This is a genomic window from Floridaenema evergladense BLCC-F167, assembly GCF_041929205.2.
Classification (GTDB): domain Bacteria; phylum Cyanobacteriota; class Cyanobacteriia; order Cyanobacteriales; family Aerosakkonemataceae; genus Floridanema; species Floridanema evergladense.
Genome location: NZ_CM171625.1, coordinates 5198794 through 5211307 on the forward strand (window position 1 = coordinate 5198794; position 12514 = coordinate 5211307).

Sequence of the window (12514 nt, forward strand, 5' to 3'; positions counted from 1 at the left end):
GTCTGTGTAGCCGCGATTTCTAATCGCTTGTATTTTTGCAAAATTGGGATGCTCCCGTCTGGTCATTGGTCATTTGTTAACTCTTGACTAAAAACCAATGACCAATTAACTACTTTTTAGTTTCTGCTTTTTGCTTAGTAGCAGGTGCAGTAGGCGCAGGAGAAGCAGCAGGGGATGACGATGCTAATTTAACAATTTGGTCTTTATATTGAGCCGGAGCTAAATTAGCTGCGGTATTGAACAAAGATTTAGCATCCTCAGTTTTGCCTTGTTTTTGTAACACCAAAGCCTTAGCTAAAACCGGACGAAAATCTTCCTTATTAGCTTTAATCGCATTATCGTAGACATTAATCGCATCAGCATAGCGTCCCTGTTCGGCGTAAACCTGTCCCAACATCAGTTGCACAGAAATTACATTGACAGTGTTAGGCTTAATTTGGTTCAGATTGGGAGCGCTTTGCAAAGTATCTTGCAGTAAACCAATAGCAGCTTCTGGACGACCTTCAGCTAATAGCAAACTGACAAGACCTTGTAAAGCCTTGACATCGCCCGGTTGAGATTCCAGAATAGAGCGATAAGCTTTAGCGGCTCCTTCGCGATCGCCAGTCTCCTGTTTAGCTTGAGCCAATAGAACCGAGTATTCTGTATTTTCCGGCTTTAATTTTGCCAACTTCTCCAAGGGTTCGATCGTGGTTTTCACATCAGCGGCTCCCTGACGTACTAACTCTAGCTGAGTAAACAGCAATCCCTTAAGAGCCGTTTCATTATCAGGCTCTCGTTGTAGAACTAACTGATAACCCTTCGCCTGAGCCTGTAATTCCTCTTGCTTCCCAGCTGGCGTTTGAACAGATGCAGGTGTTCTAGCAGAAAAGGACTCTTGATTGGGCCTGCTACCCAAAAGCGCAACCGTAGGAATCACGAAAGCAATAGTTCCCAAGAGCAGAAACCCAAAAATCAACCAGCGACGGAGCTTTTCAGACACAAACCTTCGTTGAACTCTGATTAATATTATCAACTAAGAGTCGCTAAAGTAACCAAAATCAAATTGACATACCAGCCATTAAACCTCGATCGTTAAGATAAACAATAACGATGCAAATAATTACTGAAATTTTGCGGATGAAGCAATATACACATTGCATTGAGTAGAATAGACAGGCTAAAAAACTTGTCGATCGCAATCAACTGCTTTATTAGAGTGGATTGCGAGCATCCTGTCAACTACGAAATGTTCAACGAAAGAATAGAGTAGTAGATACAGGTTTTGGCTTTTGACTGGTACAGGCGGAACCAATCCTCCTGAATCAAAACCAGACATTTTCCATCCAAGCCAGAATGAAGTGTGTCTCCGCTCCAAGGAGTTTTTATGAGTCCCTCTCCCAATCCTAATCAGCTTCCCCAGTCCGCTAACAATTCCGAACCAGCGCCAGCAACCGAGCAGCTAGTGGTACGTCGGCCTAACCCGCCTAAAAGCGTCCCGCCAGCTAAAAGCGAATCAATAGTAACAGGCGAGTCTAAAACTACTCGCGAACCTATTCCGCCCAAAAGTCCGGCAACTCCCAAGAGCGAAGCTAAAGCAACGGGCGAGCCTAAAACTGCTAACGAACCTATTGCGCCCAAAAGTCCGGCAACTCCCAAGAGCGAAACTACTCTTAAAATTGTTGCACTTAGCAAAAGCGAACCTAAAAAAGGCGAACCAACTTCAACTGGGGAACCTGCCGCTGCGCCAACACTAACAAACAACTCAGATACAAACTCAGCTGAAGTTACTACCCCAGCTGAGGATGAGAATCAAAATCTATATTTATCGCGATTACAACCAATTCCACCTCCAAGCGAACCGCTGCAATATCGAGCCATTGGTTTAGTGCGCGGAAAATATGTTCCCAGTGAAGAACAATTTACTCGGGGTAACGTTCTGGCAGCTGATGGAAAACAAATTGATGCTGTCTTGCTAGGTCGGGTAATGAGTTTAGTCAAAAATCACTTAGATCTGGAGAGCGAACACCTGTGGGTAGTTTACCCCAGAACCAGACAAGAACAAGGCGACCTTCATGTACAAATTGTTGGTGTTTGGGAACCAGAGAAATTAGATAAAGAGCGTCAAGCTACTGAGTCAGAAGCACCAGAAGCAGAGGCAAAAGAGGAAGTAGCGCCAGAACCTACCCAACCAGCAGAAGATGGTTATTTTTCCATTCGTGGTGAGGTGGTTTTTCAATCTCAAGACCAACAAAAAATCATTGTCAAGATTAAGCAAGCACCGAAGAAGGAAAGTGATAAGCCTAAATTCTTCAAATTGACGCTCAATGGTCTTTTGGAGAAGAAAGCTGTAGGTTACTTCTGGGATTTTCAAGTAGCTAGAGATGCTCATTGTCTGGTAATTCAGCAAGCACAAGATATTGCCTCTTTGCGCCAGAGAAAACCAGGAAAACCGCGCCTTGGAGGAAAACGGGGTGGTGGTGGTCCTGGTGGGAAAAAACCTTGGAAAAAAGATCGTCCTCAACGTCCGACAGGTGTTCCAGAGGGTACTTCTGCTCCTGTTGGGGGAACGCCGAAACCTATTCCTAAACCTGTTCCTCGCCCGAAACGTCAACCTAGCAGCGAGGTGAGTAGTTAGGGAGATAGGGTATTGAGGTTGACAAGGGGACAAGGGGAAAGAAGAGTTTTCCAGAATTTCCCTTGCTCCCCTGTTCTTATTCTAGGGCAATAGTTCCGCCCCAGCGGTCTTGGGGTAAGAATGCTCGATCGCTCGGAATAGCAGCAACTCTCTCGGTTAAGGTAAATTTACCGCTACTAATCCACTGTTTTAGTTCGATGGCGACTTGGCGAGACAAATAAATACTGGCGAGGGGAGCAGTTCTTACCTGTTTGCCTTCAATCGTGATGCGACCGGATTTGAGTTGAGCGTAGGTAACGAGTCCAAAGGTGGGACGCACCCGCCGAGGGATGGAAAAATCAACTACTGGTGCAACTAGTTCTTTGTCTTGGATGGTACATTTTTTGACCACTTCTTCGTGTAAAACGGGTATGGGTACGCCGACTCCGAGCATTAGGGAGGGGCCGTAGTGTTTGAAGTAGCAACCGCGCACCCAACGTCGCTCCATTTGTTTGGCATCGCCGATTAAGGCGAGGGTGGCAGCAGGGCCGATCGGAGTTTGATTGGGTAAGCGTTTTTGTAAGGTAAAGTTTTGTGTACCTTCCCAAGCTATATATCCAATACCACCACCAAGAAAAATCCGGGTGCCAATGCCAATGATTTCTAGGTTGGGGTCGTTGAATAGGGGGGATATGGCTCCGGGGTTGGAATAGACGGCGTTACTTAGTCGGGGTTGCAGTAGGCCAAGATAGGTGTAGAGTGGTCGATCGCCTCCGTTAACTCCGACTAGAAAATTTTGGTAGAGATTTCGCGGATTATAGAGATAAAATTGGTTGATGGTATCGCGGGTAATTGTAGTTTCAAAGGAAGCGCGGGGATAACAGTCGGTGACTTGTCCGATCGCTCTTAAATGCACAGCTTTTCCAGCAATTAAATCTTCAATTACATGACCCCCACCCCGTTCTTTTGATTCTTCTTCTAAACCATCACCGCGATCGTAATCTACGCTTTGAGTCGCTCCTAAATATAAATCTACTGCCCCAAAACCAGAATAAGCCAAAACTCCATCTAACCAACAAGAGCGAATTTTAATCGGGGGATCGGTATGACCTAAATTAATAATCGCTCCTGAAGATTCCATTGGTTCAAACGTGCCAGTGGTAATTACATCCACTTCTTTTGCTGCTTGGATAACACCAACTTCTGCAACTCTGGCTTTTAATTCTTCTCCTGTCCACACTACTACAGTTTGATTGCTTATTTTTTCATTAATCTCAGCAATAGTCCGCATAACATACCAATTATGTAAATTCTAATCATAAAATTGTAGAGACGTTGTATACAACGTCTCTACAAGCGTCAATACATAACCGGAATTCTGAGTATTTTAGGGCTATAGCAAGCTGTACTTTGACAGGTATTTGATGAAGTAAAGTAAACCAACATCATAAAGACAAACATGATTACCACAAAGATATGCGCCATGAAATCAACTGATGTGAATCCTTTACTTTTATTTTCATTTCTCTGTAGTCCTAATTTCAAAAAATGAATATTCATTAACTTTTTTTCCTCCAGATGGTAGATGCTGATAAACTCTATATTTCTAACTTGCCCAAATAAACTTTAAAATATATACTGTAAACAGTATAAAAGTTTTTTGTTGATTAAATATTAAGTTTTATCCTGCTACTTTTTACTTTCATTAATAAATTGAAATTATAAGTAAAACTTAGCTCGCTGCTGAAGGAGTTGAAACTAGTCAATCAATTTCTCTGTTTAAATTGACATAAGTAGGTATAACTAGAACACCAATTCAGTAATCCCAGAAACCGGGTTTCTTTGGCTTGGGGTAACAAAATATCGACTGCGCTAGGGAAAGAAACCCGGTTTCTCATCCCCGACTACAATACTGAATCGGCGTTCTAGTGCAGCATGGCAGAAATAATTATACAGTTAAGAACAAGTGAAAAAGCTTTGTAAAAGTCTTTTTTTGCCTTGTGTCTTACTGTACTAGCTAACTTCACCTATTCAATTGCACAATAGAGCGAATTAGCTCACTTTTCAGTTAACTCAAACTTTTATTCAATGTTGCCTGTTATGCAGACTTTACTGATCGATGGGAAAAACTTGCTTTCTGATTTAATCGCTGTTTACGGTTCTCAAGTTGACTATTTGGCGATAAGGCTGGAAGAATCGGAAGGGACTGATATTTTACTGCGAGCAGATAAGATTGAAACTCTTTCTCAAGGGGTCTCTCTTGGTGGGCAGGTGAGAGCTTGTTATAAGGGAGGTTGGGGTTTTGCTAGTTTTAATCAACTTTCGACGCTGAAGGAACGGGTGGAGGAAGCGATCGCATCTGCCAGAATGGTAGGGGAAGAAGAGACAATTCTGGCACCGATTCAAACAGTGCAGGATATTTGCAGTTTACCTTTAATTGGCACCGATCCGCGACATATTACTTTGGCACAAAAGAAAGAGTTGTGCGATCGCTACACAGAAATTCTTCGCAGTCTAGACAAACGGATTACCACTACCTCAGTGCGTTATAGTGACAATGCCCAGAAGGTGATTCTCGCTACTTCCGAAGGCACCATGCTAGAACAATCTTGGGTGGATATGGAAATGCGCTTTGCTGCTACCGCCAGAGATGGAGATACAGTACAAACTGGTAGGGAAACTACAGGATCGCGCAAAGCTTATGAAGATTTACTTGGTTTAGATTCTCAAGTTAAAAGCGCCGCACAACGCGCCGTTGATGCTTTAGCTTTACCCCCAGTTAAAGGGAACTGTTACACGGTTGTCATTGACCCAATTTTAAGCGGTTTGTTTGTTCATGAAGCTTTCGGTCATCTTTCGGAAGCAGATATGACTTATGAAAATCCCGATTTGTTGGAAGTAATGACGATCGGACGGAGATTTGGGCCAAAAGAATTGCAAATTTTTGATGGTGCAGCCCCAGAAGGACATCGAGGTAGTTATTATTACGATGATGAAGGTACGCCAGCAACTACAACCCAATTAATCAAAGATGGCGTTTTAGTGGGAAGATTGCATTCTCGTGAAACAGCAGGCAAACTGGGTGAAACTGCGACGGGAAATGCTCGCTGTTTGAATTATCATTATCCCCCATTAGTGCGGATGACAAATACTTGGATTGAACGGGGAAATACACCTGTCAAAGATTTATTTAGTGATATCAAAGAAGGAGTTTATGCGCGTAATTGGTTGGGGGGAATGACGAATGGAGAAATGTTTACTTTTAGTGCTGGAGAAGCTTGGATGATCCGCAATGGAGAGATTGCTGAACCTGTGCGCGATGTAACTCTTTCGGGAAATGTGTTTACTACTTTGGCTGATATTGAAGCGATCGGCGATGATTTTTATTGGGATGAATCTGGTGGCTGTGGTAAAGGTAGACAATCTGGTTTACCTGTAGGTTGTGGTGGCCCAAGTTTGCGGATTAAAAATGTAATTGTTGGTGGAGAAGCTGCTTAATATTAAGTTTGTTGTGACGACTTTAGTCGTTTCTTTGTCAGATATGACGACTGAAGTCGCCACAACGAGCCAGATTGTTTAAATTGGAGGTTGAATTATGACAAAAACAATGGCAATTTTACCTTTGGAAAATGGCGATCGTCTAACCCGTCCTGAATTTGAACGACGCTACGAAATAATGTCTAATTTGAAAAAGGCAGAATTAATTGAAGGAGTAGTTTATATGGGTTCGCCAGTTCGGGTAATTCACGGTCAACCTCATGCTCAGATTATAGGATGGTTATTTTCTTATCAGGTTGCTACACCGGGAGTTGGATTGTTTGATAATACTACAGTTCGTCTTGATGCTGATAATGAACCTCAACCCGATGCACTATTAAGAATTGAGAATGGTGGACAAACAATTATTAGTGAAGATAATTATTTAGAAGGTGCGCCAGAATTCATTGCTGAAATAGCTGCGAGTAGTGCTTCTTATGATTTACGAGATAAATTAAAAGCTTATCGTCGCAATCAAGTGCAAGAATATTTAGTCTGGCAAGTGAACGAACAAAAAATTGATTGGTTTCGGTTAAGGGAAGGAGAATATATTGCTTTACCAAACGATGCAACCGGAACAATTAAAAGTGAAGTTTTTCCGGGTTTATGGTTAGCAGTTCCGGCTTTAATCAATGGAAATTTGCTTGAGGTTCAGTCGGTGTTACAAATGGGTTTAGCAACATCTGAACATCAAAATTTTGTAGAAAGGTTAAGAGGTTAATGCAGCATCTATTTGTTGATAAAGATGTTCTAAACTACCAGAATTATCTAAAACTACATCAGCTTTTTGACATTTTTCTGCGAGTGGCATTTGACTGTTAATTCTAGTTTTTGCTTGTTCAAGGGTTAAATTATTTCTTTGCATTAATCGTTCTATTTGTTGCTGTTCATCAACAAATACTACCCAAATTTCCGTGACTAAGTTAGTTAATTTGGCTTCAAATAGTAGAGGAATGACTAAAATAACTGTGCTGTTTGATGGTAATTGATTCATTGCTTCTGCAAAGCGTTGTCTGACATAAGGATGAATTTGTTGTTCTAGCCAAATGCGTTCTTCATTGCTGGAAAAAACAATTTCTCCTAATTTTTGCCGATTTAATGTACCGTCAGGTAAAAGTATTTCTGTTCCGTAATGTTGGGCAATTTTTTGCAGAATAGGAGAACCAATTTGTACAGCTTCACGAGCATAAATATCTGCATCTAAAATTGGTAAATGATAAGTGTTGGCTAAATAATTTGAAACTGTTGTTTTACCTGTACTAATACCGCCAGTTAAACCAATTTTACGCTGATTCATCATAATTATATTTGTTAAATGACTTGTATTATAATTGGTTTGTTATGAGGAATTACGATCGCACTCCCTAATTCAAAAACTAAGATGAATTTAGCAAATATTTCTGACCAATTATCTACTAAATTGCGAGCATCCCAAATGTGTAAATTGCCCCTCAGACTGGAAGTCTGGGGCTATACAAACCAAGTCCGCCTGCGCGGACTTTTAGCCTGCGGAGGCAGGCTTTGTCTGTTTAGCCGCGATTTCTAATCGCCTGGTATTTTGGCTTAATAAAAAGGATTAATACTTCCTTTCTTGGGGTTCAAACATGGTGATACTGACAGGTTTATATTGAATCTCAACTCCGGCTGGGGAATAGTAAGCTAAGGTATGTTTGAGGAAGTTGTTATCATTTCGATCGGGAAAATCTTCCCGATAATGTGCGCCGCGACTTTCTTGACGGTTTAAGGCAGATGATAAGATTAATTCTCCCACAATCATTAGGCTCCGAAGTTCGATCGCTTCAATAATTTCTGTATTCCAAACACTGCCTTTGTCATCTAGATAAATATTGTCGTATTGTTGTTTTAATTGTTGCAATTGGTTTAATCCTTCTTGCATCAATTCCGCAGTGCGAAATACTCCACAATATTGAGTCATGCAATCTTGGAAAGTTTGACGTAATTTGCCAATTCTGATTTCTCCCTTTTGCTCAAAAAGTGATTGAATTTGGGTTTGTGCTTGGGCTAAATATAGCGTTTCATCAATTTCGGGAAGTTTCCGATTTTGCACGTATTGTGCGATCGCAGCGCCAGTTCTTCTGCCATAAACAACACATTCCAACAACGAATTACTTCCCAAACGATTTGCACCATGAACGGAAACACAAGCAGCTTCACCCGCAGCAAAGAAACCTTCAATTAAACTATCAGCACTACTGCGAACTTGACCATCGGTGTTAACTGGAATTCCGCCCATTGAATAGTGTACAGTTGGACGCACAGGCATGGGTTTTTCTACCGCATCAATTCCTAAAAGTCGATGTGCTTCTTCCCACGCAAAGGGAATGCGACTCATGATTTTTTCCCGTCCCAGATGGCGCAAATCTAAGTAGACAAAAGGCCCTCCAGCGCTACCATCAGGGTGGGCACCTCTAAGAGCACGGATTTCCAGAGCGATCGCTCTTGAGGTAATATCACGAGGAGCGAGTTCCATTCGGCTAGGGGCGTAGGTTGACATGAAGCGATCGCCATTACAATTAATGAGATAAGCACCCTCGCCTCTTACCGCTTCTGAAATTAACACACCTACCGGATACAAACCAGTCGGGTGAAACTGCACAAACTCCATATCTTCCAAAGGAACACCCGCCAAAGCAGACATTGCCAAACCATCACCCGTCGAGGCATAGTCATTAGAAGTAGTATTAAAAGCCCGACCATAACCACCAGTAGCAAACATAATAGCTTTAGCCCGGACAACCTGCATCTCGCCATCGCGAATGCGGTACATGACAACGCCTTTCGCTTGTCCTTCCTCCAAAATTAACCGCATCACATACCATTCGTCGTAAATGTGAACGCCGTAGCGACGGAGGTTATTAACTAATTCATGTAAAATTGCATGACCTGTTTTATCAGCAGCGTAACAGGTGCGACGATGGGAATGTCCGCCGAAAGCACGTTGGGCGATGCGACCATCAGGCAACCGCGAGAATAACACGCCCATGTGCTCCAAGTCAATCAAAACATCTGGCGCTTCACGGGTGAGAAGTTCTACCGCATCTTGGTCTGCTAAATAATCGGAACCTTTGACCGTATCAAAAGCATGAGCTTTCCAAGTATCTTCTAAGTCTACATTGTTTAAAGTAGCGGCGATACCTCCTTGGGCGGCGACGGAGTGAGAACGAATTGGGTGAGTTTTGGCGATTACAGCTACATTTAATTTTGGATCGGTCCGGGCAATTTCCACAGCGGCGCGACACCCAGCTAATCCACCACCAATAATAACGACATCGTGTTCTAACATTGTCAGTTTTAAATTCAAATTTCCTCTTTATCTATGGTTACTCACAAAAAAAATTCCCCGCAAAAAGCAGGGAAATTCTTTAGAGATTGCCATTGGTCATTAGTCATTGGTCATTGGTTATTGGCACTTTTTCCCAGTCCCCAGTCCCCAATCCCCAATCCCCAATCCCCAATCCCTTAATCAAGTAGCTTCAGCGGTTTTTGGTTTAGGTATATTTACCGGACTAGTGCGTGTACTTTCTGTGGCATCGATCGGTTTAAATTCAATGTGATTTAATAGAGTCGTGACGAAAGCAAAAAGTAAGAAGGGCAGAGACAGAACTACAATTAATCCCACAGCAGCTAAGGCGTAAATTTGGCGACTAGTGCTCCATAATGCCAAAGCAGAAGCTAAAGAGAGGAAAATTACAATTAACCAAACTACTATTTGACCGTAGATATCGCCAAAGGTAAGAGTGCAGACCATCCGGTACTTCTGTATATCATTAGCCATGATGCGATCCTCGTAATATTGCTATGAATTTCTACGTTAAAGTTTGAATTAGAATTTGGTTTATTTTTCAATATTTTTTTAAATATTTGCAATATAACTTTACAATTTGTTGAAGACTTTTCAGAAAATAAATTAAATTAAAGTAGCTAAAAGTATTAATTATTACTGTAACTTAGTTAACAGATTTACCAGAGATGAGACTATCAAATCCAGCGACGATTAAGCACTACAGTAAATTAGGGTTGTTTAGCTTAATTGCGATCGACACCATCCTCGCGCTAATCTATTTGATAAGTGCTGTAACTACAGGCAAAGCTTTAGGGGTTTTTGATTTCGATCGCAAATGGTCAATCCCTGTAATCTATTCAGCAATTCAACTGCTTTTAATTGGAATTTGTTTAGTAATTGCAGCTTTCCGAAAAAAGCGTTCTGCACCCCTTCCTTCCCGTTGGTTCCTCTTAGCAGTCGGCGCAGGATTTCTCGATTTATTCATCGAAAAACTGTTTAAATTTCACTCTTCCGAATTACCAAAATTCCTCAATTCATTAGATTGGATGCCTCGATTTCCTGGTGGAGGAGGTGCTTGGATATTTGTCTATGTACCAGCAGGAATTATCATTATCTTGCTTGGTTATCGGGACATAATAGCACTTTGGAAAGCTTATCCTAAAGGAACATTTATTACAGTATTAGGAGTCATCCTTTCATTTGCTGGCGGAGTATTTTTAGATTTTATATATTACTTGTTTTTGCAAGTTAAATTCGCTCAAATGGCAGAAAATGGCAACTCCTTAGCACTGATTTTATCGAGTTTAAAAATCACCATAGAGGAATTTTTAGAAATGTTTGGCGAAAGTATTACCCTCTACGGTTTGAGTTTGTTTTTAGTCAAACGATTAGAACGCAATATTTAATTAAAAAAACGGATTCTGCTATAATAAAAGCCATTGTTTGCACTTTTGTGGAGTTTAAATCATTTAATTGGGAGGTTATAAGATGAGTTTAATTATTTCTGATGACATCGTAAAAGCGAGTGGATTATCTGAAGATAAGTTGCTAATAGAAGTGATTTTGATGTTATTCCAACAGGAAAAAATTAGTTTAGGAAAAGCCGCAGAATTATTGAATATATCTCAAATCAGCTTTCAGAAATTGATGGCAGAACGCGGGATTAACATTCATTATGATGTAGAGGAATTGCAAGAAGATATTCAACACTTAAAAACCAAAGGATGGCTATGATTATTGTCAGCGATACATCTCCCATCAATGGATTAGTAATAGTGGGTTATCTTTTATTATTGCAGCAACTTTATGAACGGGTGTTAATTCCTCCTGCGGTTGCAGATGAACTGAGGCGAGGGGGTGAGGATAATTCGCGGATTATAGATGCTTTATCCTTAGATTGGATTGAGGTTTATCAGCCAAGCGATTACCAACTAATAGAAACCCTACAAACAGAATACAATTTAGATCGGGGAGAATCAGAAGCTATTGCTCTAGCCTTGGAACTTAATGCAGAAGAATTGTTAATTGATGAACGATTAGGACGTAGGCAAGCTGTCCGTTTGGGACTATCTATTACGGGTTTATTGGGTATTTTGCTGGTAGCTAAACGCCGGGGATTAGTGAGAGAAATTCGACCCATAATCGATAATTTGATTGAACAAGCAAGCTTTCGGGTAAGCGATTCTTTATATATAGAGGTATTGGCGGCAGCTAGTGAAACTAGCGACTAACTAAGAAACTGGGTTTATGCCATAATTAAGGTATTCCTACCTCAAAGGAAAGGAGATTTAAAAAATAATGAATGACTCAGAAGTTAAATATATCACAGATTCTCATGGCAACCAAACGGCGGTAGTGATTCCCATTGATTTATGGAGGAAAATTCTACCGGAAGATAGTCAATCCATCGAAACAATAACTGAAAGTATTGAAGATTATTGCTTGAATAAAGCCATGAATGAGGCGAAAGAAACTCCTTTGCTTAGTCGGGAACAAGCTCTTGAATTTTTAGCGGAGGCGGAGGATTGAATATTGAGTATAGAACCCTATTCTTGAGGGATTTTAAGAAGCTGAAAGAACAAAAAAATTATTCGTCTATTTATTAATTAGTTTGGGGAACAAAACTATGAAAGGAATTCAATTTGTTGTGAATGAGGCGGGGGAAAAGCAGGCGGTATTAATTGATTTAGCCCAGTGGGGTGAGTTGTGGGAAGATTTTTATGATTTGTTGATAGCACATACTCGTCAGGATGAAGAAGAGGTTTCTTGGCAAGATCTCAAGCAAGAAATCGAGGCTCAAGCTAATGACAAATGAGGATTATACAATCCGTTTTAAAAACTCTGCGGCTAAGGAATTGAGATCGCTAGATATCAATCTTCAGGTACGCATTGCCGAGGAGATAGATCGCTTGAGTTTGGAACCTCGTCCAGAAGGTGTGGTTAAGTTGAAGGGGAGCGATTTTTATCGAATTCGCATCGGTGATTATCGCGTGGTTTATATTATCGACGATCGGGAGAGGATAGTGCTGATCGTGCTGGTAAGGCATCGGCGGGATGCCTATCGTGGTTAGTTATAG

At 41.1% G+C, this 12514-nt stretch carries 14 protein-coding genes; 9 read left to right on the forward strand and 5 right to left on the reverse strand.

Features of this window, described 5'->3' with window-relative positions; genetic code table 11:
* Nucleotides 1-109: 109 nt before the first annotated feature.
* The gene (locus tag ACE1CA_RS25040) at nt 110-982 is read right to left on the reverse strand and encodes a tetratricopeptide repeat protein (RefSeq protein WP_413282100.1); all 873 of its coding nucleotides are present in this window, start codon (nt 980-982) and stop codon (nt 110-112) included.
* A gap of 384 nt (nt 983-1366) precedes the next feature.
* On the opposite strand from ACE1CA_RS25040, the gene ACE1CA_RS25045 reads away from it, so the two are divergent.
* Entirely contained in the window at nt 1367-2617 is a 1251-nt protein-coding gene (locus tag ACE1CA_RS25045) for a hypothetical protein (RefSeq protein WP_413282099.1), read from the forward strand.
* Between the two features lie 76 nt (nt 2618-2693).
* Here the strand turns inward: ACE1CA_RS25045 and ACE1CA_RS25050 are convergent, their stop codons facing one another.
* Nucleotides 2694-3887, reverse strand: a complete 1194-nt coding sequence (locus ACE1CA_RS25050; RefSeq protein WP_413282098.1) for a homocysteine biosynthesis protein — start codon at nt 3885-3887, stop codon at nt 2694-2696.
* Between the two features lie 809 nt (nt 3888-4696).
* Here ACE1CA_RS25050 and ACE1CA_RS25055 point away from each other — a divergent pair.
* Both ACE1CA_RS25055 and ACE1CA_RS25060 read left to right on the forward strand, forming a co-directional pair.
* The gene (locus tag ACE1CA_RS25055) at nt 4697-6094 is read left to right on the forward strand and encodes a TldD/PmbA family protein (RefSeq protein WP_413279208.1); all 1398 of its coding nucleotides are present in this window, start codon (nt 4697-4699) and stop codon (nt 6092-6094) included.
* A gap of 97 nt (nt 6095-6191) precedes the next feature.
* Nucleotides 6192-6854: a Uma2 family endonuclease gene (locus ACE1CA_RS25060; RefSeq protein ID WP_413279207.1), complete on the forward strand. Its 663-nt coding sequence runs from the start codon at nt 6192-6194 to the stop codon at nt 6852-6854.
* Here ACE1CA_RS25060 and coaE read toward each other — a convergent pair.
* From coaE to ACE1CA_RS25075, 3 genes are all read right to left on the reverse strand, one after another.
* Nucleotides 6843-7430: a dephospho-CoA kinase gene (coaE, locus tag ACE1CA_RS25065; RefSeq protein WP_459563652.1), complete on the reverse strand. Its 588-nt coding sequence runs from the start codon at nt 7428-7430 to the stop codon at nt 6843-6845. The two genes, ACE1CA_RS25060 and coaE, sit on opposite strands and share 12 nt — an antisense overlap.
* A 279-nt stretch (nt 7431-7709) precedes the next feature.
* Entirely contained in the window at nt 7710-9437 is a 1728-nt protein-coding gene (locus tag ACE1CA_RS25070) for a succinate dehydrogenase/fumarate reductase flavoprotein subunit (protein WP_413278653.1), read from the reverse strand.
* A 180-nt stretch (nt 9438-9617) separates the two neighbouring features.
* Nucleotides 9618-9929 carry a hypothetical protein gene (locus tag ACE1CA_RS25075; RefSeq protein WP_413278652.1) on the reverse strand — a complete coding sequence of 104 codons (312 nt, stop codon included), beginning with the start codon at nt 9927-9929 and terminating at the stop codon, nt 9618-9620.
* A gap of 194 nt (nt 9930-10123) precedes the next feature.
* Here ACE1CA_RS25075 and ACE1CA_RS25080 point away from each other — a divergent pair, with 194 nt between their 5' ends.
* From ACE1CA_RS25080 to ACE1CA_RS25105, 6 genes are all read left to right on the forward strand, one after another.
* Nucleotides 10124-10843, forward strand: coding sequence for a hypothetical protein (locus tag ACE1CA_RS25080; RefSeq protein WP_413278651.1), 720 nt, complete (start codon nt 10124-10126; stop codon nt 10841-10843).
* 82 nt (nt 10844-10925) lie between these two features.
* On the forward strand, nt 10926-11171 hold the full coding sequence (locus ACE1CA_RS25085) for a UPF0175 family protein (RefSeq protein WP_413278650.1): 246 nt from the start codon (nt 10926-10928) through the stop codon (nt 11169-11171).
* Nucleotides 11168-11668, forward strand: coding sequence for a PIN domain-containing protein (locus ACE1CA_RS25090; RefSeq protein WP_459563632.1), 501 nt, complete (start codon nt 11168-11170; stop codon nt 11666-11668). The genes ACE1CA_RS25085 and ACE1CA_RS25090 overlap by 4 nt, the downstream gene beginning before the upstream one ends.
* A 67-nt stretch (nt 11669-11735) precedes the next feature.
* Entirely contained in the window at nt 11736-11966 is a 231-nt protein-coding gene (locus ACE1CA_RS25095) for a hypothetical protein (protein ID WP_413278648.1), read from the forward strand.
* Nucleotides 11967-12063: 97 nt separating this feature from the next.
* The gene (locus ACE1CA_RS25100; RefSeq protein ID WP_413278647.1) at nt 12064-12252 is read left to right on the forward strand and encodes a hypothetical protein; all 189 of its coding nucleotides are present in this window, start codon (nt 12064-12066) and stop codon (nt 12250-12252) included.
* Nucleotides 12242-12508 (forward strand): type II toxin-antitoxin system RelE family toxin, encoded by a 267-nt coding sequence (locus ACE1CA_RS25105; RefSeq protein WP_413278646.1) that lies wholly within the window; start codon nt 12242-12244, stop codon nt 12506-12508. Before ACE1CA_RS25100 ends, ACE1CA_RS25105 begins: the two co-directional genes overlap by 11 nt.
* Nucleotides 12509-12514: the final 6 nt, after the last annotated feature.